This is a genomic window from Stenotrophomonas maltophilia group sp. LNF247 (genome assembly GCF_054083135.1).
This window is the reverse complement of record NZ_JBSRQL010000015.1, coordinates 31,797-53,735: the sequence shown is the minus strand read 5'-3', so window position 1 is coordinate 53,735 and position 21,939 is coordinate 31,797. Positions and strand designations below refer to the sequence as shown.

The 21,939-nt window shown below is 62.8% G+C and carries 18 protein-coding genes; 15 read left to right on the top strand and 3 right to left on the bottom strand.

Features of this window, described 5'->3' with window-relative positions; all coding sequences use genetic code 11:
• Positions 1-54: 54 nt before the first annotated feature.
• The 14 genes from ACTXG9_RS14790 to ACTXG9_RS14725 all read left to right on the top strand — a co-directional run bounded on the left by ACTXG9_RS14790 (position 55) and on the right by ACTXG9_RS14725 (position 16,091).
• A complete protein-coding gene (locus tag ACTXG9_RS14790) occupies positions 55-861 on the top strand; it encodes a M48 family metallopeptidase (protein WP_019658801.1) in 807 nt (268 codons plus the stop codon).
• Positions 862-993: 132 nt separating this feature from the next.
• The gene (locus tag ACTXG9_RS14785) at positions 994-2,181 is read left to right on the top strand and encodes a tetratricopeptide repeat protein (RefSeq protein ID WP_021204595.1); all 1,188 of its coding nucleotides are present in this window, start codon (positions 994-996) and stop codon (positions 2,179-2,181) included.
• 143 nt (positions 2,182-2,324) lie between these two features.
• The gene (locus tag ACTXG9_RS14780) at positions 2,325-2,993 is read left to right on the top strand and encodes an energy transducer TonB (protein WP_010487418.1); all 669 of its coding nucleotides are present in this window, start codon (positions 2,325-2,327) and stop codon (positions 2,991-2,993) included.
• A gap of 93 nt (positions 2,994-3,086) precedes the next feature.
• Positions 3,087-3,848 carry a TonB-system energizer ExbB gene (gene exbB / locus ACTXG9_RS14775; RefSeq protein WP_004132614.1) on the top strand — a complete coding sequence of 254 codons (762 nt, stop codon included), beginning with the start codon at positions 3,087-3,089 and terminating at the stop codon, positions 3,846-3,848.
• A 62-nt stretch (positions 3,849-3,910) separates the two neighbouring features.
• Complete coding sequence (locus tag ACTXG9_RS14770) at positions 3,911-4,336, top strand: ExbD/TolR family protein (RefSeq protein WP_005411739.1); 426 nt, start codon at positions 3,911-3,913, stop codon at positions 4,334-4,336.
• Positions 4,337-4,339: 3 nt separating this feature from the next.
• Complete coding sequence (locus tag ACTXG9_RS14765) at positions 4,340-4,753, top strand: ExbD/TolR family protein (protein WP_005411740.1); 414 nt, start codon at positions 4,340-4,342, stop codon at positions 4,751-4,753.
• 102 nt (positions 4,754-4,855) lie between these two features.
• On the top strand, positions 4,856-6,316 hold the full coding sequence (gene cls / locus ACTXG9_RS14760; RefSeq protein ID WP_456115724.1) for a cardiolipin synthase: 1,461 nt from the start codon (positions 4,856-4,858) through the stop codon (positions 6,314-6,316).
• A gap of 40 nt (positions 6,317-6,356) precedes the next feature.
• Entirely contained in the window at positions 6,357-6,626 is a 270-nt protein-coding gene (locus ACTXG9_RS14755) for a hypothetical protein (RefSeq protein ID WP_329866731.1), read from the top strand.
• A gap of 9 nt (positions 6,627-6,635) precedes the next feature.
• Positions 6,636-7,379 carry a pyridoxine 5'-phosphate synthase gene (locus ACTXG9_RS14750; protein WP_053442312.1) on the top strand — a complete coding sequence of 248 codons (744 nt, stop codon included), beginning with the start codon at positions 6,636-6,638 and terminating at the stop codon, positions 7,377-7,379.
• Between the two features lie 144 nt (positions 7,380-7,523).
• Positions 7,524-8,615: a PA0069 family radical SAM protein gene (locus ACTXG9_RS14745; RefSeq protein ID WP_019337496.1), complete on the top strand. Its 1,092-nt coding sequence runs from the start codon at positions 7,524-7,526 to the stop codon at positions 8,613-8,615.
• Between the two features lie 168 nt (positions 8,616-8,783).
• Entirely contained in the window at positions 8,784-12,005 is a 3,222-nt protein-coding gene (locus ACTXG9_RS14740) for a DUF6531 domain-containing protein (protein WP_134735722.1), read from the top strand.
• Positions 12,006-12,199: 194 nt separating this feature from the next.
• On the top strand, positions 12,200-14,431 hold the full coding sequence (locus ACTXG9_RS14735; RefSeq protein ID WP_134735723.1) for an RHS repeat-associated core domain-containing protein: 2,232 nt from the start codon (positions 12,200-12,202) through the stop codon (positions 14,429-14,431).
• A gap of 1,037 nt (positions 14,432-15,468) precedes the next feature.
• Positions 15,469-15,759: a hypothetical protein gene (locus tag ACTXG9_RS14730; protein WP_100053429.1), complete on the top strand. Its 291-nt coding sequence runs from the start codon at positions 15,469-15,471 to the stop codon at positions 15,757-15,759.
• Positions 15,756-16,091 (top strand): hypothetical protein, encoded by a 336-nt coding sequence (locus tag ACTXG9_RS14725; RefSeq protein WP_241745043.1) that lies wholly within the window; start codon positions 15,756-15,758, stop codon positions 16,089-16,091. The genes ACTXG9_RS14730 and ACTXG9_RS14725 overlap by 4 nt, the downstream gene beginning before the upstream one ends.
• Positions 16,092-16,287: 196 nt before the next feature.
• Here the strand turns inward: ACTXG9_RS14725 and ACTXG9_RS14720 are convergent, their stop codons facing one another.
• The 3 genes from ACTXG9_RS14720 to ACTXG9_RS14710 form a co-directional block, all read right to left on the bottom strand.
• Positions 16,288-16,998: a 2OG-Fe(II) oxygenase gene (locus ACTXG9_RS14720; protein WP_014035427.1), complete on the bottom strand. Its 711-nt coding sequence runs from the start codon at positions 16,996-16,998 to the stop codon at positions 16,288-16,290.
• Positions 16,999-17,106: 108 nt separating this feature from the next.
• The gene (locus tag ACTXG9_RS14715; protein ID WP_206621829.1) at positions 17,107-18,123 is read right to left on the bottom strand and encodes a class 1 fructose-bisphosphatase; all 1,017 of its coding nucleotides are present in this window, start codon (positions 18,121-18,123) and stop codon (positions 17,107-17,109) included.
• 340 nt (positions 18,124-18,463) lie between these two features.
• The gene (locus ACTXG9_RS14710; RefSeq protein ID WP_111099267.1) at positions 18,464-19,666 is read right to left on the bottom strand and encodes an amino acid aminotransferase; all 1,203 of its coding nucleotides are present in this window, start codon (positions 19,664-19,666) and stop codon (positions 18,464-18,466) included.
• A 171-nt stretch (positions 19,667-19,837) separates the two neighbouring features.
• On the opposite strand from ACTXG9_RS14710, the gene ACTXG9_RS14705 reads away from it, so the two are divergent.
• Positions 19,838-21,928, top strand: a complete 2,091-nt coding sequence (locus ACTXG9_RS14705; protein WP_206621830.1) for a TonB-dependent receptor domain-containing protein — start codon at positions 19,838-19,840, stop codon at positions 21,926-21,928.
• The last annotated feature ends 11 nt before the right edge of the window (positions 21,929-21,939 follow it).

Sequence of the window (21,939 nt, the reverse complement as noted above, 5' to 3'; positions counted from 1 at the left end):
GAAAGATTAAGCCGCTACGCTACACACTGCGCATATGAACACGGGGGTGGACCCATGAAACAACTGCTGCTGGCCCTTGTCATCACCACCCTGGTCAGCGCCTGCGCGACCACGACCTCCCCTACCGGCCGCCGGCAGATGGTGGGCGGTGTGTCGCAGGCACAGCTGGACCAGCTCGGCGCACAGGCGTTCGCCGAAACCAAGCAGAAGGAAAAGATCAGCACCGACGGCCGCCAGAACGGTTATGTGCAGTGCGTGGTCAACGCTCTGGTCGCGCAGCTGCCGCCTCAATACCGTGGCGTACGGTGGGAGACGGCCGTGTTCGTCGACAAGGAGCCCAACGCCTTTGCCCTGCCCGGTGGCAAGGTTGGCGTGAACACCGGCATCTTCACCGTCGCCAAGAACCAGGATCAGCTGGCTGCCGTAATCGGCCATGAAATCGGGCATGTCATTGCCCGTCACCACGAAGAGCGCATCACCCGCCAGATGGGCGCACAGACCGGACTGGCCGTGCTCGGTGCGTTGGCCGGTGCGGCGTACGGTGAAGGTGCCGCCAGCACGGTCAACCAGCTTGGCGGAATGGGCGCGCAGGCGGCCTTCCTGCTGCCCGGCTCGCGCACCCAGGAGAGTGAGGCCGACGTAATCGGCCAGCGACTGATGGCCCAGGCCGGCTTCAACCCGGCGCAGGCGGTCGATTTGTGGCAGAACATGATGGCTGCCAGTGGTGGCCGCAGCCCGCAGTGGCTGTCCACCCACCCTGATCCGGCCAACCGCATCCAGGAACTGCGGCGCGATGCGCCGGGGCTGACGCCGGTCTACCAGCAGGCGCAGGCCGCCGGGCTGCGGCCAAAGTGCGGATGAGTGCGCAGTTCTATGCTGTATTGCAGCACATAAAACGATTTCTCACGCCATCTGTTTCTGATACGTTTGGCGGCTCAGATTTTTCTGACAGTCCGACTTTGCCGCTATCCGGCGGTTCGATCGAGGTGAACGATGATTTTCCGTAACCACAAAGCTGTGCTTTCCGTCCTCGTCGCGACCGCCCTGACCGGCGCCGTGGTCACTGATGCCTTCGCGCAATCCTCGCGTTCCTCCGAGCGTGGCAACCGCGGCGGCAAGCAGGCCAAGGCCGAAGCGCTGTACCCCAACGCGACCCGCCAGGAGCCGACCGTCAAGGCATCGGCCAAGCTGGGCAGCAAGCTTCAGAAAATGATTGACAGCTACAACAAGGAAAAGTTCCCGGAGACGCGCACGCAGGCCGACGCGATCCTGGCTGACAGCGCCGCGAACGAGTATGACAAGTCGCTGGCCGCGCAGCTGGCGTCGCAGGCTGCCTACCAGACCGACGATACCCCGGCTGCCATTGCCTACCTGAAGCAGGTCCTGCAGTTCAACGGCCTGGACAACAACGGCCACTTCCAGTCCATGCTGATGCTGGGCCAGTTGCAGCTGCAGGAAGACCAGACCGCCGAAGGCTTGGCGACCCTGGACAAGTACTTCGCCGAGAGCAAGTCGACCAAGCCGGAAGAGCTGATCGCCAAGGGCCAGGCGCTGTACCAGCTGGAGCGCTACCAGGAAGCGATCCCGGTGCTGAAGCAGGCCATCGCCGGTGCCACCGAACCGAAGGACAACTGGAACCAGCTGCTGATGGCGGCTCTCGCCGAAGCCGGCCAGTCCGGCGAAGCGGTGAAGGAAGCCGAGGCTCTGGCCGCCAAGAACCCGAACGACAAGAAGGCCCAGCTGAATCTGGCCAGCATGTACATGCAGGCCGACCAGATGGAAAAGGCCGCCGCGGTGATGGACAAGCTGCGCAGCAGCGGCCAGCTCACCGAAGAGCGCGAGTACAAGCAGCTGTACTCGATCTATGCCAACACCGAACACAAGGAAAAGGACGTCATCGCGGTCATCAACGAAGGGTTGCAGAAGGGCATCCTGAAGCCGGATTACCAGGTCTACCTGGCGCTGGCCCAGTCCTACTACTACTCCGACCAGGTGCCGCAGGCGATCGATGCGTGGCAGAAGGCTGCCCCGCTGTCCAAGGACGGTGAGACCTACCTGAACCTGGCACGCGTCCTGCATGCCGAAGGTCGTATCCCGGAGGCCAAGCAGGCCGCCCAGCAGGCGCTGGCGAAGGGTGTGAAGAACCAGGCTGATGCCAAGAAAATCATCAACCTGAAGTAAGTAGGAATAACGCCTGAATGCCTGCACAGTTGATGCGCAGGCGCTCAGGATTGGTATAAGCTTGGAGGTTCCTGCGGTGTCATGCACCGCTGATCAGGGATTCCGCCCCCGGCATCCCGGCCCCACTATTGAGCTCTTGGCGCATGACGGAACAACTAGTCGTTCACCGGTACGAACAACCCGATGACAAGGGGCTGAGCTGGCCTCGCATCGTCGGCATCGCGTTTGTAATTGCCCTGCATCTGGCCGCCTTCATGATGCTCCTCATTCCCGCCGTGGCTCCCAAGGCCGTTGCGGAGAAGGAGCGCAACGTCATGGTGACCATCGTCGACGCACCGCCGCCGCCGCCCCCGCCGCCGCCGCCGCCGCCGCCGACGGATACTCCACCGCCGCCGGTGAAGAATCTGTCGCCGCCGAAGCCGTCGCCGGTCCCGCCGCCGCCGCAGGCGCCGGTCGTGGACGTGCCGGAGCCGCGCCCGAACGACATCGTCACCCCGCCGTCGCCGCCGGCACCGCCGGCACCGCCGACCTCGATCGAGGCCAGCGTGGACATCTCGTCGAAGGCCATGAATCCGCCGCGCTACCCGCCGGCAGCCTTCCGCGCGGGTATCCAGGGCGAAGTGATCCTGATCATTGATGTCGATGCCAGCGGCAACGTCACCAATGTCACGGTGGAAAAGTCCAGCCGTAACCGCGACCTGGACCGTGCTGCGATGGAAGCGGCTCGCAAGTGGCGCTTCAACGCCGCTGAAGCAGGCGGTAAGAAGACGGCAGGTCGCGTTCGCGTTCCGGTCAACTTTGCGCTGAACTGATGCGCCCGGGTGGCCGCCGGCCACCCCCGCTCCCGGTTCGATTGTTTAGCTTAGCTACACCCTTTATCACCACACACAACAAAGGTAAGCGTCATGCTGCAGGAAATTTTCATCGCCGCTGCTGCCGGGGGCAATCCGTCCAACGCCCTGTCGCAGATGGGCTTCGAGCACCTGATCCACGAAATGACCACCAAGCCGGGTGATTTCGCGGTTTCCTGGGTCGTGCTGCTGACCCTGGTCGTCATGTCGGCCATGTCCTGGTACTGGACCGTCATCAACATCTTCCGTGCTACCCGCCTGAAGAGCGCCGCCGATCGCGTCGTCAGCCTGTTCTGGGACACCCCGAACGCGCAGGACGCCATCCGTGCGATGGAAGAACAGCCGGCTTCCGAGCCGTTCTCGAAGATCGCCCTGGACGCTGCCCAGGCGGCTGCCCACCACCAGCGCGCTGAAGGCGGCGCCACCGGCGGCGTGGGTGAGAACCTGAGCCGTTCGGAGTTCGTCGACCGCGCCCTGCGTCAGGCCGTGACCCGCGAAAGCAACAAGCTGCAGTCGGGCATGACCCTGCTGGCCACCGTCGGTGCAACCGCCCCGTTCGTCGGTCTGCTGGGTACCGTGTGGGGCATCTACGGCGCGCTGATCAAGATCGGTGCCACCGGCTCCGCTTCGATCGACGCCGTTGCCGGCCCGGTGGGTGAAGCGCTGATCATGACCGCGATCGGTCTGTTCGTCGCGATCCCGGCCGTGTTCGCCTTCAACTTCTTCAGCAAGATCAACAGCGCGACCATCAGCAAGTTCGATACCTTCGCGCACGACCTGCACGACTTCTTCGCCACCGGCTCGCGCGTCCGCTGATTGCGGCGCGCGTCACCCAGCGACGAACGTAAGTAGTCACCAAGATCTAGACGGAGCCCGTTATGGCTTTCAGTAGTGGTAACAGCGGCGGCCCCATGGCCGACATCAACGTTACGCCCCTCGTGGACGTGATGCTGGTGCTGCTGATCATCTTCATCATCACGGCGCCCCTGATGTCCCACAAGGTCAAGGTGGATCTGCCGGAAGCCAACCTGATCCAGAAGCCGGAAGACGCTGAAAAGCGTTCCGGACCGATCACCCTGGCAGTCAAGGAAGACGGCTCGATCTACTGGAACGACGAAGAAATCAACAAGCAGACTCTCGAGTCGCGCTTGGCGACCGCCGCCCAGCAGACCCCGCAGCCGCCGCTGAACCTGCGTGGTGACCGCACCACTAAGATGCGTGTCATCAACGACCTGACCAAGGTCGCGCAGGAGCAGGGCATGCTTGACGTCGGCTTCGTCGCGACCAAAGAAAAGGGGCAATAAGCCATGGCATTCAGTAGTGGTGGTGGCAAGGGCCCCATGGCAGACATCAACGTCACGCCCCTCGTGGACGTGATGCTGGTTCTGCTGATCATCTTCATCGTGACCGCGCCGATCATGACGTACCCGATCGCCGTGGACCTGCCGCAGCGCGTGCTCAACCCACCGCCGCAGCTGGTCGAACCGCCGCCGCCGATCGAACTGAAGATCGACGCCAGCAACCAGGTCTCGTGGAACAACAGCCCGATCAATACCAGTGAGCTGCAGCAGCGGATGGAGCAGGAGGTCCAGCGTGACCCGACCAACCAGCCGGAACTGCGCATCGACGCCAGCCCGGATTCCGAGTACGACGTGATGGCCAAGGTTCTGGCCGCTGCGAAGAACGCTCAGATGAAGAAGATCGGTTTTGTGCAGCAGTAATCGCTACACCGCAACACAACAGTCATGACGCGACTGCAGACGCCCCTGGAGACAGGGGCGTTTTTTTTTATGCCTGCCGGCCTGGACCGCTATGATCGGCGGATGCTCGCCCTCTTCGACTCCGTGCGTCATTGGCTCGACGGCATCGCCCACCTTGGCTCGATCCTGGCGGTGGCCTACCTGCTGTACCTGCTCGCGCTGACCGGCTGGATCATGCTGCAGAAGCGCGAGCCGGTCGCGACGCTGAGCTGGATCCTGTCGCTGGCGCTGCTGCCGTACCTGGGCCTCTTCATCTACTACCTGCTGGGCCCGCAGAAGGTGAAGCGGCAGCGTCTGCGCCGTGGCCGCGCGCGGTCGGGCATGGAGCACTACAGCGACGTCTGCCCACCCGACGCCGACTGCACCGAGTTGGCCAAGATCGCCCAGGCCACGACCGGGCTTGCGCCGAGCAGCGCCACCGAAGTGACATGGCTGGTGGACGGCGCGGCGACCTACGCGGCGCTGCTTGAGGCCGTCGCACAGGCACGCGACCACGTGCATCTGGAGTACTACATCTTCAACCCGGACCATGCCGGCACCGCCCTGCGTGACGCGCTGGTGGAACGCGCACAGGCCGGCGTGCAGGTTCGCCTGCTGCTCGACGCCGTGGGCTCTTCCGCCCTGCCCCGCCGCTTCCTGCAGCCGCTGCTCGACGCCGGTGGTGAGGCGATCTGGTTCCACCCACGGCAGCTGCTGAAGCCGTTCAAGCGCCCCTGGTTGAACCTGCGTACCCATCGCAAGCTGGTGATCGTCGACGGCCGGCTGGCGTTCACCGGTGGCATCAACATCACCGACGACGAGGATGAAAGCCGCAGGGCGGATGCCTACCGCGACCTGCACATGCGCATCCGCGGCCATGTAGTGCGCAGCCTGCAGCTGGTATTTGCCGAGGACTGGCTCTACGCCAGCGGGCAGGATCCCTCGCGCATGGACATCGCCCGCCTGTGGCCAGCCGACATGCCGCTGCGCGGTGATGGTGCGATCAACGCCCAGGTGCTGGTCTCCGGCCCGGACTCGGGCTGGGAAACGATCCATCGCCTGCATGTGGCGGCGATCCAGGAAGCGCACGAGCGCGTGTGGCTGGTCACACCGTATTTCGTGCCGGGTGAAGCGGCGCGGATGGCGCTGACCTCGGCTGCACTCGGCGGCCTGGATGTGCGCTTGCTGGTACCGAAGATGAGCGATTCCTGGTTCGTGACCCAGGCCGCCCGCTCCTACTTCGATGAACTGTTGCACGCAGGGGTGAAGATCTACGAGTACGGCCCACGCATGCTGCATACCAAGGCCTTCATCGCCGATGATGATGTCTGCATCGTCGGCAGCGCCAACTTCGACCACCGCAGCTTCCGGCTCAACTTCGAGCTGTCGATGATGATCAGCGACCGTGACCGGGTGGCTGCCCTGGCCGAACTGCTGCAGGGCGAATTCGACCGTTCCACGCGGGTGCACGACCAGGCCGGCCGCTCGCTGTGGCTGCACCGCCTGCCGGAAGCCTTCGCCCGGCTGGCCTCGCCGCTGCTCTGACGCAGCGCTACACTGCGCCGATCACCCGGGGAGCCCGACTATGTACTGGTTGTACCTGCTGCTGGCGCTGGGCTGTTTCGCCTTCGCGCTGAAGACTCCCAACGCCGGGCTGATGAGCCTGTGCCTGCTGGCCGCCCTCGCCTTCCTGCTGGCCTGGGTACGTGGCCGCTACGTGGCCCGCTTCGGTGATCTGCAGCGCGATCCGTCCACGCTGGTCGATGCCGAAGAACTGCGCCGCCTGCGTGAGCAGGCCCAGGCCCGCCGTGATGAAGACCCCATCGACCACGATCCGTCCCCTCTTTCCAAGTAGTTCCGTTCCATGACCCAGCTCAGCGTCAACGTCAACAAGATCGCCGTCCTGCGCAATTCGCGCGGCGGTGCCGAACCGGACGTGGTGCGTGCCGCCCAGGCCTGCCTGGATGCCGGCGCGCATGGCATCACCGTGCATCCGCGACCGGACCGCCGCCATATCACCGCCGAGGACGTGCTTGCGCTGTCCACGTTGACCCGCGCGCGCGGTGTCGAGTTCAACATCGAAGGCAACCCGTTCGCGCCGCCGCGCGAGGGTTACCCCGGCCTGCTGCCGCTGTGCGCGCAGACCCGCCCGGCGCAGGCCACCCTGGTGCCTGACGGGGACGGCCAAATCACCTCCGATCATGGTTTCGACTTCGAGCGGGATGCCGAGCGGCTGCGCCCGCTGATTGCCGAACTGAAAGCGATGGGTTGCCGCGTCAGCCTGTTTGTCGACGCGGGCAACCCGCTGCTGGAGCAGGCGGCCGAAGTCGGGGCCGATCGCATCGAGCTCTATACCGGCCCGTACGCCGAAGCCCACGCGGCCGGCGATGCTGACGCGATGCTGGTGCTGTTCGCCACTGCTGCACGCCGTGCGCAGGCCGTCGGCCTGGGCGTGAACGCCGGCCACGATCTGTCGCAGGACAACCTGCGCGATTTCCTGGCCCACGTGCCGGACGTGCTGGAGGTGTCGATCGGCCACGCGCTGATCGGCGAGGCGCTGTATGAAGGGCTGGATGCAACCGTGCGCGGGTACTTGGCGCTGCTTTGATGTATTGCAGCCGAGCGTAGGCTCGGCTCTACAAAAGGTATCCGTATCCACTGTAGAGCCGAGCCCACGCTCGGCTCAGACTTGCCCTGAACCCTTCAGGCAGCCGTCGCAGCCATTGAGACGGCTGCGGCGTAATCTGCCGCAATGGGTATCGCGATCAAGGGCCGAGGTTCCACGTCCCACCTTGCCGGGCGCTTTGAAAGCACCGTCAGCGAGGCGGTGGACGACGGCTGGGCGGTGGACGAGAGCGAGGAATTCCTCGCCCCGCGCCTGCGCACGGAAGTACGCGCCGAGACCGCGCGTAGCATCATCACCCGCAACACCTCGCCGGACGTGGGCTTCAGCCAGTCGGTAAATCCCTACCGCGGCTGCGAGCATGGATGTTCCTACTGCTTCGCGCGCCCCTCGCACGCCTATCTGAACCTGTCGCCGGGCCTGGACTTCGAGACCAAGCTGTTCGCCAAGACCAATGCGCCGCAACTGCTGCGCAAGGAGCTGTCGAAGCCGGGTTACGTGCCGCAGCCGATCGCGCTGGGCATCAACACCGATGCGTATCAGCCGATCGAGCGCAAGTTCAAGCTGACCCGCCAGCTGATCGAAGTGATGCTGGAAACCAAGCATCCTTTTTCGCTGATCACCAAGAACGCACTGGTCGAGCGCGATATCGATCTGCTTGCACCGCTGGCGGCGGAGAACCTGGTCAGCGTGCACTTCTCGGTGACCTCGCTGGACCCGCATCTTTCCGCAAAGCTGGAACCGCGCGCATCGGCGCCGCATGCACGGCTGCGCGCGATGAAGCGTCTGCATGAAGCGGGCATTCCGGTCGGTGTGATGGTGGCGCCGGTGATCCCATGGATCAACGACAGCGAGCTGGAGGCCGTGCTGGAGGCTGCGCACGACGCTGGCGCCAGTACCGCTGGTTACGTGCTGCTGCGCTTGCCGCTTGAAGTGGCGCCGTTGTTCCGCGACTGGCTGGACACCCATCATCCCGATCGTGCCGCGCATGTGATGAGCACCATCCAGCAGCTGCGTGGCGGCAAGGACTACGACAGCCAGTTCGGTACGCGCATGCGCGGCCAAGGTGTGTATGCGGATCTGTTGAACAACCGCTTCAAGCTGGCGCGCAAGCGTCTGGGTTTCAATGCGCAGAACAGCCATTGGCCGAAGCTGGATTGCAGCCGGTTCCTGAAGCCGTTGCCGCCGAAGAAGGATTCGCCGCAGGGGTCGTTGTTCTGACGCACGCACCACTCGGCTGCCTGCCTTCGCTCGTCCAGCGACGTGCAATGCCAATGAAAGTACGTCTCCATCTATTGCAAGCTGCCATAGGGCCGTCATACACTCGCCACAAACATGAACACCCGATGACTGAATGACTCGGTCTCGGATGAGGAGATAGGCAAGCGCATGATGCACGTCGCAACACGGAACACTCTGCAGTCCCGTCTTCTTCTTCTGCCGCTCCTTTCCCTGCCGATGACATTGGCAACTGCGGCAAACACTCTCGAAACCGTTCAGGTCACCGCAAAACGCCCTGCTGGAGGTAGCGGTGTAGGTGGTTTTGGATTTGGCGGCGGCAGTGGTGTCCACCTGTCCGAGTCTCAAATGGACAATGGCGGCGGCGGCGGTGCAATTCCGACCGAAACCGCGAAGGAGCAGCCGACCGATGACAAAGAGAAGGACTGCAACGGCCGCAAGGGCAATCCTGTCGTTCTCTACAGCGGCAACAAGGTCGAACCAGAACTTGATTTCGCCAGCCAGGGCGAAATGGGCCTGTTCCTGCAGCGCAACTACAATCACTACTGGAGCGCGACCGGGCTGTTCGGCAATCACTGGCTGAGCAACTTCGACTATTCGCTCGCATTCACCGATGCAAATCAGCTGGCGTGGGTGCAACGGCCCGACGGTCGTCGCATCAAGTACCTCAAGGATCCGGCCAGCGGTCGCTGGTATGAGGACAAGGCCCAGCCCATCGCGTACCTCTCCGCGAACGGCGATGGCACGTTTACGCTTCGAAACGAAAACAACGGTACGGAGACCTACAACGCCGAGGGCTATATCACCCGACTCAGCAATGAGCAGGGCGTGAGCTGGACGTTCTCCTATGCTGACCGTTACCTGCAGAAGGTGACGCACTCCTCGGGACGCAGCGTCAGCTTTGGCTGGGCCAACGGACAGGTCAGCCAGGTGACCGATCCAGCCGGCAACATCTATCGCTACACCTATACCCCCAATGTTTTCGGGAACGGACGTGGCCGGCTTGCCAGCTCGACGCTGCCAGGCACACCAGCGACGACGATCAGCTACCACTACGAAGATGCCCGCTTCCCGGGTGCCCTGACTGGCAAGTCCTTTGATGGCGTGCGTTATTCCACGTTTGCGTACGACGCGGAGCGGCGCGCCATCAGCACGGAGCACAACGGTGGTATTGAGCGATTCCGCTTCAGCTATGCCGTGCGCAGCACCGAACCGGTGCTCCCGCCGCCCGCGCCGACTCGACCCGGCGGTGTGCGCGCCGACGAAGAGCGTGGATGGTGCGAACAGCGCACCGGAGGCTCACGCATCTGCTATCAACCGCGCTCGCTGCCTGTTGATTCGCTGCCGATGGAGAGCGCTCTCGGTATGACGGCCGCCGCTGCGCCGAGCCTTACGCGGCCCGTCGATATTGATGTCACTGTGATCAACCCTCTTGGCCGTAGCACCACCTACACGTTCAAGGACGGAAAGATGGTATCGACCAAGGGTGATCCCTCGCCGAACTGCCCTGCCAGCTACAAGGAGCAGAGCTATGACGCCAACGGATATCCTGATCTGGTCCATGACTTCCAGGACAATCTGACCAACTTCGACTACAGCGCACAGGGTTACCTGCTGAAGCGGGTGGAAGCGGTCGGCAGCTCGGCCGAACGTACGACGTTGCAGGAGTGGGATACCACGCGCAACCGACTCCTCAAGACAACGGTGGTGGGTGATCTTGAAGTTGCCTATTCCTATGATGATCGCGGAAACGTGGCCAGCGCAACCGAGCGCAATCTGACGGCACGTGGAGTGCCCAGCCAGACGCGAGTGACCCGAAGCACGTATACCTATCACCCAAACGGATTGAAGGCCTCCATCAAAGTCGATGGACCGCTTGCGCAGGACGACGTCACCTCCGTTTTCAACAGTCAGGGCGATCTGACCAGTGTCACCAACGCGCTTGGTCATACGATCAGCTATTCCAACTACAACGGGCTGGGGCTGCCGGGGCGCATCGTCAACGCGAATGGTGGTGTGCGAGAGTTGACGTATGACGGCCGTGGCCGCGTTGTATCCGACAGAACCAGTTCGGGAACCGGCTGGGCGACGACCGCCATTGGCTACACCGCTGCAGGTGACATCGCATCGCTTACCCAGCCTGATGGCGTGACAGTCCGCTACGGCTACGATGCAGGGCGCCGCCTGACACAGGAAGTCCGTTCGATGGGGGACGGCAAGTGGGCGTGGACCCATCATAGCTACAACAACGCTTCCAATCGCACGCGCACCGAGGTTTCACAAACCGACTATCCAATGGGTTCGATGGTGAGCGGCGTGATTGACGAAATCACTCATGATGCGCAGTGGAACTGGTTCGTACGTGGCTGGGCTTGTTCCACTGGCTCGGCTGGGTCAATCCAGGTGGACGGTTACGCCGACGGCAACGTCTATCTGGGTAGCACTCAAGCAAACCTTGCCAGCGAGCCAGGAGTTGCAGCCGCTTGCCAAGCATCAGGGAGTGCCTATAGGTATCAGCTGCCGATATCGCTAGCCCAGAGGCAACAGTTGGGCGGTCGCAAGTTCTCCGTCTACGGCCAATCTCCGCAGGGCCGCGGCCAGGATCGACCGCTCGCGAACTCAGGCGTGTTTGCGATTCCAACGGCAACCATCGTTGGTGACATCGGCGGCGTGACCCAGGACGGCAACTGGAACTTCTTCATTGAAGGCTGGGCCTGCTCAGTTGGCGTGGACGCCTCGATCGACGTACACGTCTATGCCGGTGGCGCAGCTGGTGGCGGTACATTCGTCGCTTCGGGCCGCGCCAACTTGGCGACCGACGGAAACGTTGCCAACGCGTGCCAGGCACGCGGAAGTGCCTATTGGTTCAAGATTCCTCTTGACGGCAACGTACGATCGAATCACGGGGGCAAAGCACTATACGTGCACGGTATCTCGCCTGTTGGCGGTCCGAACCTGACCATCAATCGCTCGGGCACTTTCACCGTTCCGGCCGTTGTGCGGAGTGCGGAGTTCGTTTCCTTCAACGCCTATCCCACCAACATCACCAATGGACGGCAAAGCACGTTGACCATACAGGTCCGCAACACAGGCAACGTCGTATGGGACGGAAACACCTACCTTGCATGGGGCCAGGACCAGCTGGATCAATCCCGAGCACTGGCTGGGCCAGTATCCCCTGGAGGGATTGCATCGTTCAGCATCGACGTTGCGCCCTACCACGATGGCATCGGGATCAGGAGCTTTGCATATATTGCCCAGATGGCGACCAGCGGTAGGGCTTGGGGACCCCGGCCCTACACCATGATCGCGGTAGAAAACGCGGATTGGTACTGCCCGCCAAACAGCACCACCTGCGAGGCGCCGATGTGATGACCACACTGACCTTACCCCTCATCCCATCGAATGCTGTTATCCAGAGGGTGAACTACAGGTACTGCGCGAGAACTGCGTCCGGTGGTGCGGCTTGGGCCGTGGAAGCAAACGTCTTTCAGTCGGTCGAGAACAACAAGGGAAGTTGCGGTCGCAGCGTCTGCGAACGCCCTCGGTAAGAAAGGACCATCCATATGCCAGCACTGACGCTTGCCCTGATCGGGCTGAACGCTGTTGTCTCCGTCAACACATATGAGTACGACGAACTGGGCCGCGTGATCGTCGAGCGCGGCAATGGGGTACAGAACGTACGCTATGCCTATGACGCGGAGGGACGCGTCACCCAGGTGACCGATTCGCAGAATCGCGTCACCCGAATGAGCTACGATCCGCGTGGACGCCTGATCAAATCAATCGACGCCGCCGGGGGCACGACCCAGATTGCCTACGACCTGGCAGATCGCCCCATCCGTGTGAGCGATCCCCGCAATCTCGTTACCACCTACGAATTCGATGGTTTCGGCCAGATGTGGAAACAGGTGAGTCCGGATACGGGAACGACACAGCACCAGTACGATGCTGCAGGTCTGCGGACATCGACGGCGCGGGCCGATGGCAGCGTCGTCTCCTTCGGCTACGACGGTCTGGGACGAATGACTTCTGCGAGCGCAGAAGGCCGAACAATGGGTTATAGCTACGATTGGTGCGGCAACGGTAAAGGTCAGCTGTGCGGCACTTCAGGGCCCGGAACCGCCACCCATTTTGCCTATACACCGAACGGACAGCTGCAGATACGGCGCGACTTCACCGATTTGTCTGGTCAGAAGACGGACTACAGCACCACCTATGGATACGACGGCATCAATCGCCTGAGCCAGATCACCTATCCCAACGGTGACAAGGCGACCTACACATATGGCTCCCAAGGAAAACCAAGTGCGTTGATGGCGACGGTCGACGGGACTCAACGCTCAATCATCTCCCAGGCCAACTGGAAGGTCACGGGAGCGCATGAGTGGCTGGCCTATGGCAACGGGCTTGCCCGGGGCTACAACCATGATCAGGAGGGGCGGCTGACCGCAATGTCGGTCTGGGGACCCAATGGCAGCAAGGTCAGCTATTGGGACTATCAGTACAGCGGCGATGGCGAAATCACCGCCATTGTCGACGCTGTCGACCCGAACATGACCCAGTTGATCGGCTACGACGCGTTGAGTCGTATGACCAAGCTGACCCGCTTCGGTGTCATCAACAATCTTTCCTACGATGCCGGCGGCAATCACGACCGCTATCAGGCAGGCAATCAGCTGACCCAATACAGCATCGACCCGGGGAGCAACCGGGTGCTGAACTACACCAACCAGGACGGCAGCCGTCAGTACCAGTACGACGCATTGGGAAATCGTATCAGCGAGACCGCAGGCAGCCGGATCAGCACCTATGAGTACAATGCATTCAATCGCATGAGCCGCAGCAACATAGGTGGCACTGCGACTGATTACGTGCTCAATGCGCAGGGGCAGCGCGTTGCAAAGATCAACCAGAACACCAACAGTCGCTACTTCTACGTTGGCCAAAACCAGCTTATGACCGAGCTGAACAATGGCGTGTGGACCAACTATTTCTGGTTCGAAGGTGAACTGGTGGGTTTGGCTCGCAGCGGGCAGCACAATTATGTGCATACCGATCATCTTGGACGCCCGGAGTTCGTCACCAGCCCGAGCCAGCAGACCGTCTGGAAGGCGTACAACTACGCCTATGGGCGCAGTGTCCAGAAGGATGAGATTGGCGGGTTGAACATTGGCTTCCCGGGCCAGTACTACGATGTGGAAAGCGGCCTCTGGTACAGCGGCTTCCGCGACTATGACGCGAGCATCGGCCGGTATGTGCAGAGTGATCCGATCGGGTTGGCAGGTGGCGCCAACACCTACGCATATGTTGGTGGCAATCCCATGAGCAATGTCGATCCTCTCGGGCTTATCGCATATGCATGTACCAAATCAGGAAATAATGTTGGCATCGCTTTGCCTATCAATTTCCAGAATGGAAGCAATGCTCAGGCGGCTGCGATGGCCAGTGCAATCGAAAAGGCATGGACTGGGAGATTCGGGAAGTACCAGGTCACGACGGTTGTCATGCAAATGGACAAGTACGATCCTGTCAGAACCAACGCCGTGTCGATTCGCCAGGGCGATCATGAGTCTTGGGTAAATCGGGTGTGGATGAATGAGGGCGTATGGTATCTGCCTGGACAGTGGGGCGCAGCCACCTTCGCTCATGAAGCAGGGCATCTGATGGGATTGCCTGATTACGGAACCGGAATCATGGGCAGAGTGATTAACATGAACTCCGTCAATGAAAAAAACATAGAAGACGTATTGAAGGCGGGCAATGAGGCAATTATCAAAGGGTGTGGGTGCAAATAGGACCGCCATACTGTGCTGTTTAGTCGCTTATATGATGCTGGGCTGCCACGCCAAGGAGCTGGCCCCAATAAGTAAGCGATTCAACGTATGCGCAGAGGTTCAATCTGGCATGCGCTTTCAATCCGACGCTCCTGGGCCTGACTTTGAAACCGGGGTGTTCGTAGACGGGAAGCGCCGTATTGACGTACTGATTGGTGGACATCCCGGCTTCACAATCGGCGAGCGCCGCCGTGGAGAGTACGCCAAAGGCGAGTTCACGCTGATTGCAGTGCACGATGGACCAGAAGGTCAGAGTGCGCTGTTCGCGATGGCAACTGGACAGCCCCAGGGGCCACTTTTTGTTCGCCTAACGACGAATGGCAGTGCGCAAAGGCCCAACGAGTTCAGAGATGGATTTATTAGGAAGTGCCGGTCAGACGGGAACAATCAACATTAGTCGCTGCCAATTCCCATATCTCTATACAGAGTGGAGCACAGCATTAGGCTACTGAGGGAGTGGCCATGCAGTGCCGGAGACGAATACGGGCTGGGACGATGTGTCCTCGATTCGAAAGGCTGCATTGAATCGAGGACACATCATTCGATCTACAGTGCACATGTCGATGCAAGGAAATCTCTGTCGAGAAGGCCAAGTGTATGGCAAGGCTGGGTCTCCAATCCCTGGCTATCCCTTGTCCCTCCCAATAGTCGGGTGAATCAGTCTACGCCCAGCAACTTTTCCGTGCTCTGGACATGTTGAGGTTGGAAATCAAATTCCTGAGGTTTCATTTACGGCTGGACGAAGATGAATTTTTCTCCAGAGGTGAGGGCGCAAGGTGTAGCTCCCGTCCAAGGATCTCTCAGCAGGAGCATTGTTTCCATGGATCGGTCGGCTATGGATGAGGCCAGCGTAAGAGAGCTGATTTCGATGTTTCGACACCATGGAATAGACATGCGCAAGCTGCGCGAGCTAGAGACGAAAGAGTTCAGCATCATGGATGCGAAGCATATCCGCCTACTGGTTCAAGTCGATGCTTCCGGATCCATGAGCGCATGAAATGAAGATCATCTACTGGCTGGGCATCGCGTTCCTGTGGATGCTCCCATTGAACTTTCTTCTACTGACAGCGGCCAAATTGCTGTCAGCGGATCCGCTAGGCAGCGAAGAGCTGGTCGGCCTCGGCATGGCCGTATTTGGTGGGGCAGCGGGAGGGATCCTGTATCGACGTCGTCCTCGCAAGCGACCCGGTCCGTCGAGCATCAATGATCCGGTGCTCGGTGCAAAGACGACTGAAGCCTTGCGGGATTCAAGTGGCGGCGAACAACGGCAGTCGGGGAATGGGCCATGAAAAAGGTACCGCTGCGCCATCTGCTCCTGTGCGCTGTCATTGCGGGCCTGATAGGCGGTACCTATCTTTCAATGTTCGGATCCACCGGAGGTGCCGATTGGACCGGAAAGCCAACAGAAGCAGAACTGCGCGCTGCTACCGAGACCTTTGAACTTCCTTCAGGGAGCCATCCCACGAACGTTAAGTTCTTACCGAAGGTCACGTTCTTGGGGCCGTCTTCGACGCCGAACTCGAATCTGATCCAGAGCAGATCGCCGCTTTCTTCATCAAACAAGCCGCAGAGAAGCGGTGGCGACTGCAGAAAGACAAACGGCAGCGCCATTACAGATTGATGGTCTTCTGCGAGGATCGCCTGGCGCGCTCGGTAGAGCTGACGACAAGGGGCAGTACGGTGAAGCTCTATGGAGGAACCTACTGGGACTCGGACAGGGGCGGCGACTACTACTGCTATCCTGAGGCCCGGTAAACCACCGACGGCATAACGAACTTGCCTGGATATCGGCTCCAATCGGGAGAAGTACGATGACCTCACCCTCCCCCAAACAACTTCTGCGCGCTCTGGAACAGGATCCAACTCGTCGCGATGAACTTGTCCCCGCCCTGCGGGCGATTGCCACGATGGGTATGGGTGAACGCCGTCGGCGCAATCAGCAGGCTGCCGGTGCGTGGTGCGATCTTCCGCCCCTGGAACAGGAACTCGGTCTCGCCTTCGTCAAAGTCGTCGTTGAGGTACAGCGTCCACAACACGTGTCGGTGCAGAGTCTCGGCCTGCGCATCCTTCGGGTACAGCTCGCAGTGCCAGTACGGATAACCGCCCTCGCCCGCTGCGTACCACTGCAGGTTGATCGCACCCGGGCGCAGGCAGGTGCGGGCCAGGTCGGCCAGCTGCTGCGGCGGCATGTCAGGGAAGTCCTCGGCAGACAGGCGTCGCGGTTGGCCGTTGCTGTCCTGGATCTGCAACATCAGCGGCGCAATCAACGCCTGTGGATAACGGCGTAGATAAGTCAGCAGGCCGTTGAACACCGCGATCTGCAGCTGCTGGTCGACATCCTGCCAGCCGTCCAGGCCACTGATGCGCAGATCCTTGCTGTGCTTGAGTTCCGGGAACACGCCACTGCCCACGGCACCGGGCTGCAGGCCACGCGTGGCGCGCAGGCGTTCAACGATGGCCGCGCAGACCTCGCTGGGGACGGCGTTGTGGATGACTTCGATGAAATCGACCGGGCCCTGCTCGTGCATGCGTGCATTCCTTAGGCGGCAACGGCTTGATGGTGCCGTTTGCCGCCCTTGGTGTCACCCCACGGTCATGTCATCGAACTGCCATGACGTCTGTCAGGCGATAGGCCGTCAGCCCTGTGCGTCGTCGTGCGCGTGGTGGTAGCGCACGGCTTCGGCCACTTCCTCGCGCGAACCCAGGAACACCGGCACGCGCTGGTGCAGGTGGTCGGGCTGGATGTCGAGGATGCGCTCACGGCCCGTCGAGGCGGCACCGCCGGCCTGTTCGACCAGCAGGCCCATCGGGTTGGCCTCGTACATCAGGCGCAGCTTGCCGGCCTTGGACGGATCCTTCTTGTCCCACGGGTAGATGAAGATGCCCCCGCGGGTCAGGATGCGATGCACGTCGGCCACCATGCTGGCGATCCAGCGCATGTTGAAGTTCTTGCCGCGCGCGCCTTCCTTGCCCGCCAGCAGGTCGCTGACGTAGGCCTGCATCGGCGCTTCCCAGTGACGCTGGTTGGACATGTTGATGGCGAATTCCTGGGTGGCCGCCGGAATCTGCATGTTCTCGGTGGTCAGCACGAACTCGCCCTTCTCGCGGTCCAGAGTGAAGGCGTGGCTGCCATGGCCGACGGTCAGCACCAGCTGGGTGCTGGGCCCGTAGATGCAGTAGCCAGCGGCGATCTGCTTGCTGCCCGGCTGCAGGAAGGCGTCATCGCCCGGCAGTTCGACATTGGTCGGGCAACGCAGCACCGAGAAGATGGTGCCGACGGAGACGTTGACGTCGATGTTGGAGCTGCCATCGAGGGGGTCGAACAGCAGCAGGAAATCACCGCGCGGATAGATGTCCGGCACCGGCTGGCTGTGGTCCATTTCCTCCGAGGCGCAGGCGGCGAGGTGGCCACCCCAGGCGTTGGCTTCAAGCAGGATCTCGTTGCTGATGACGTCCAGCTTCTTCTGCGCTTCACCCTGCACGTTGCCGGTACCGGCATCGCCGAGCACGCCACCGAGGGCGCCCTTGCTGACGGCGATGGAGATGCTGGTGCAGGCGCGGGCCACCACGGCGATCAGCTGGCGCAGGTCGGCATTGATGCGGCCGGCGTGCTGTTCCTGGATCAGGAAGCGGGTCAACGAAGTACGGGACATGGGCGGGCAGGTCTCGGCAGCGGGAAAACGCCTATTGTCGCCCGTATGGCGGGGGCGTGCGTGAGCGCGGGAAGGCGTAATCGTTTCCAGATGCGTTGCGCTCGTGGCGCCTTCCTTTTGTCGAGGCTCGCGGGAGGGGAAGGCGATGCAGGACACGCTGCAAGTACGTCCCTGTAAGCTCGATGGCGCCATCCATGGCGCCAACGGTCCTGCATCGCCTCCCCCTCCCGCGAGCGTCAGGGTTCCCCGCGAGCGCGGTGGGGATGGCAAAGGCAAGAGCAGGAGCAAAAAACAAAGGCGCCTTTCGGCGCCTTTGTCCTCAAGCCACTGGAGCGTTGCTTCAGCCCTTGGCGACGGTGGCCACGGCCTTGGCGACGTATTCCAGGTTGTTCTGGTTCAGCGCGGCCACGCAGATGCGACCGGTGCCGACGGCGTAGATGCCGAACTCGTCGCGCAGGCGCTCGACCTGCTCACGGCTCAAGCCGGAGTAGGAGAACATGCCGGCCTGCTCGTTGATGAAGCCGAACTGCGGGGCACCTGCAGCGGCCAGCTTCTCGACCAGGCCCTGGCGCAGGGCATGGATGCGCTCGCGCATCTCGGTCAGCTCCTGCTCCCACATCGCGCGCAGTTCCGGGTGGGTCAGCACGCCGGCCACCAGCGCAGCACCGTGGGTGGATGGGCTGGAGTAGATGGTGCGGATCACGCGCTTGACCTGCGACTGCACCGCCTTGGCGTCAGCGGCGGTCGGCGCCACCATCGACAGCGCACCCACGCGCTCGCCATACAGCGAGAACGACTTGGAGTACGAGTTGGCGACGATGAAGCTGTCGATGCCGGCTTCGGCGATGATGCGCACCGCGGCGCCGTCCTGCTCGATGCCCTTGTCGAAGCCCTGGTAGGCCATGTCGATGAAGGGGAACAGCTGCTTGTCCTTCAGCAGCTGTGCGACCTGCTTCCACTGGGTGACCGTGAGGTCGGCACCGGTGGGGTTGTGGCAGCAGGCGTGCAGCAGCACCACGGTGCCGGCTTCCAGCTTGCCCAGGTCCGCCAGCAGGCCGTCGAAGTTGACGCCGTGGGTGGTCGGATCGAAGTAGGTGTAATCCAGCACCTCGAAGCCGGCCGCGCTGAACACGGCGCGGTGGTTTTCCCAGCTCGGGTTGCTCAGCGCAACGGTGGCGTGCGGCAGCAGCTTCTTCAGCACGTCGGCGCCGACGCGCAGCGCACCGCTGCCACCAACGGTCTGCGCGGTGGTCACGCGGCCAGCGGCCAGCAGCGGCGAATCCTTGCCGAACACCAGCTCACGCGTGGCCTGCGTGTACGCCGGCAGGCCATCGATCGGCAGGTAGCCGCGCGGTTTGGCTTCAGCGGCGAGCTGCTGCTCGATCTGCTTGACGGCGCGCAGCAGCGGAATGCGGCCGCTCTCGTCGTAGTAGATGCCCACACCCAGGTTGACCTTGGTCGGGCGGCTGTCGGCGTTGTACGCCTCGGTCAGGCCCAGGATCGGGTCGCCTGGGACCAGTTCCACGTTTGCAAAGAAGGACACGGCGGTACTCGTTCGGTAGACGGAAAGGGGGAGGAATTGCGCCACGCGGTTCGCGGCTTTTCGGCCGGAAACAGCCCATCGTAACAAAGCCTGCCGGGGCTGGCCGCCGCCATCGTCATCCGCGGCCCCGTACCATGGCGTGCGTTGCCGCCCGATCCATCAACCTGAATCATGAATCCCGCCGCACGACGCTGTTGCCTTCCGCTGTCTGCCCTGCTGCTGTCGCCCTGGACAGCGGTGGCCGAGCCTGCGCCCACCGCCCTGCCTGCGGTGCAGGTACAGGCCGCACGGGTGCCGGGCATCGACCCGTTCGCGCTGCCGGCCAGCCAAGACACGGTCTGGATCAATGCCAGCCGCGCTGGCACCGGCGCGCAGCTGTCCGAGGCGCTGGCCGGGGTACCGGGGCTGCTGGCGCGCGACCGGCAGAACTTCGCGCAGGACACGCAGCTGTCGATCCGTGGCTTCGGCGCGCGCTCGACCTTCGGTGTGCGCGGGGTGCGGGTGTTGATCGACGGCGTGCCGGCCACCATGCCCGATGGCCAGGGCCAGCTGTCACACGCCAGCCTGCTGGGCGCCGAGCGCATCGACGTGCTGCGCGGGCCGTTCTCGGCGCTGTACGGCAACTCCTCCGGTGGCGTGCTGCAGGTCTGGAGCGCGCAGGGCCAGGCCGGCGACCCGTGGCGGTTGCGGCTCAACGCTGGCGCCGACAACACGCTCAGTGTCGGCGCGCAGCTGAAGGGTGCCGGCCAACTGCTGGACTACAACATCGCCGCCAATCACCTCCGCACCGATGGCTGGCGCGACCACAGCCGTGCGCGCCGTGAATCGCTCAACGCACGCATCGGTGGTGCGCTGGGCGGTGGGCGGCTGGAGCTGTTGCTCAATGCGCTCGATGCCCCCGATGCACAGGATCCGCTGGGCCTGACCCGTGCCCAGGTGGCGGCTGATCCGCGCCAGGCCACGGCGGTGGCGCACCCGTACAACACCCGCAAATCGGTGCGCCAGCAGCAGGCCGGCCTGCGCTGGACCCGTGAAACGGGAGCGCAGCGCTGGCAGTTGATGGGCTATGCCGGGCAGCGCGCGGTGACCCAGTTCCTGCCCATTCCGCCCACGGCGCAGGCCAATCCGCTGCATGCCGGCGGCGTGATCGATCTGGACGCCGGCTACGGCGGGCTGGACGCGCGCTGGGGCTGGCACGGCGATCTGGCCGGGCGACCGCTGGACCTGGTGGCCGGGCTCAGCGCCGACCGCCAGCGCCAGCATCGGACCGGCTACGAGAACTTCATCGGCAGCACGCTGGGCGTACGTGGGCGCCTGCGCAGAGACCAGATCGACACCGTGCATAACGTCGATCAGTTCGCGCAGGCGTGGTGGCAGTGGAGTCCACGCTGGTCATTGCTGGCTGGCCTGCGCCACAGCACCGTGCGCTTCGAATCCGACGACCGCTACATCATCGGCCGCAACCCGGATGACAGTGGCCGCCGGCGCTACCAGGCCACCACGCCGGTGGCCGGGATCAGCTTTGAGGCCAACCCGCAGTGGCGGCTGCATGCTGCGGTCGGCCGCGGTTTCGAAACCCCCACCTTCAACGAACTGGGCTATCGCGCCGACGGGCAGGCGGGATTGGCACTGGACCTGGCGGCCGCCCGCAGCCGCAATCTGGAGATTGGCAGCAAGTGGCACGCGCAGGGCGGAATCCAGCTCGATATCAGCCTGTTCCGTGCAGATACCGACGATGAGCTGGCCGTTGCCAGCAACACCGGGGGGCGCAGCACCTATCGCAACATTGGCCGCACCCGCCGCCAGGGCGTGGAACTGCAGTACCGACAGCCGCTGGCCGAGCAATTGGAACTGCAGTTGGCCTGGACTTGGCTGCAGGCGCAGGTGCGCTCGCCTTACCTGACCTCGAACAACGTGGTCGCGGCGGGCAGTCGCTTGCCGGGTGTGCCGCGCCAGCAGGCGTTCGCACGCCTGCAGTGGAGCCCCGCCGACTGGCAATGGGCTCTGGAGGCCACGGCCAGCAGCGATACCGTGGTCAACGACGTCGCCACCGAACGGGCGCCGGGCTTTGCCCTGTTGCACGTGGAGGGCGGACGCCGCTGGACCCTGCCCAGCGGTGAACTGCGTGCTTTCGCGCGGCTGGAGAACGTGCTGGACCAGGCCTACATCGGCTCGGTGATCGTCAATGACGGCAACGGGCGCTTCTATGAGCCGGGACCGGGACGGCGAGCCAACGTCGGCCTGCAGTGGTCGTGGCGCTGAGTTGGTAGTGC

Coding starts and splice junctions, on each gene's coding strand:
- ACTXG9_RS14790 (WP_019658801.1), top strand. CDS start 55: ATGAAACAACTGCTGCTGGCCCTTGTCATCACCACCCTGGTCAGCGCC.
- ACTXG9_RS14785 (WP_021204595.1), top strand. CDS start 994: ATGATTTTCCGTAACCACAAAGCTGTGCTTTCCGTCCTCGTCGCGACC.
- ACTXG9_RS14780 (WP_010487418.1), top strand. CDS start 2,325: ATGACGGAACAACTAGTCGTTCACCGGTACGAACAACCCGATGACAAG.
- exbB (WP_004132614.1), top strand. CDS start 3,087: ATGCTGCAGGAAATTTTCATCGCCGCTGCTGCCGGGGGCAATCCGTCC.
- ACTXG9_RS14770 (WP_005411739.1), top strand. CDS start 3,911: ATGGCTTTCAGTAGTGGTAACAGCGGCGGCCCCATGGCCGACATCAAC.
- ACTXG9_RS14765 (WP_005411740.1), top strand. CDS start 4,340: ATGGCATTCAGTAGTGGTGGTGGCAAGGGCCCCATGGCAGACATCAAC.
- cls (WP_456115724.1), top strand. CDS start 4,856: ATGCTCGCCCTCTTCGACTCCGTGCGTCATTGGCTCGACGGCATCGCC.
- ACTXG9_RS14755 (WP_329866731.1), top strand. CDS start 6,357: ATGTACTGGTTGTACCTGCTGCTGGCGCTGGGCTGTTTCGCCTTCGCG.
- ACTXG9_RS14750 (WP_053442312.1), top strand. CDS start 6,636: ATGACCCAGCTCAGCGTCAACGTCAACAAGATCGCCGTCCTGCGCAAT.
- ACTXG9_RS14745 (WP_019337496.1), top strand. CDS start 7,524: ATGGGTATCGCGATCAAGGGCCGAGGTTCCACGTCCCACCTTGCCGGG.
- ACTXG9_RS14740 (WP_134735722.1), top strand. CDS start 8,784: ATGATGCACGTCGCAACACGGAACACTCTGCAGTCCCGTCTTCTTCTT.
- ACTXG9_RS14735 (WP_134735723.1), top strand. CDS start 12,200: ATGCCAGCACTGACGCTTGCCCTGATCGGGCTGAACGCTGTTGTCTCC.
- ACTXG9_RS14730 (WP_100053429.1), top strand. CDS start 15,469: ATGAAGATCATCTACTGGCTGGGCATCGCGTTCCTGTGGATGCTCCCA.
- ACTXG9_RS14725 (WP_241745043.1), top strand. CDS start 15,756: ATGAAAAAGGTACCGCTGCGCCATCTGCTCCTGTGCGCTGTCATTGCG.
- ACTXG9_RS14720 (WP_014035427.1), bottom strand. CDS start 16,998: ATGCACGAGCAGGGCCCGGTCGATTTCATCGAAGTCATCCACAACGCC.
- ACTXG9_RS14715 (WP_206621829.1), bottom strand. CDS start 18,123: ATGTCCCGTACTTCGTTGACCCGCTTCCTGATCCAGGAACAGCACGCC.
- ACTXG9_RS14705 (WP_206621830.1), top strand. CDS start 19,838: ATGAATCCCGCCGCACGACGCTGTTGCCTTCCGCTGTCTGCCCTGCTG.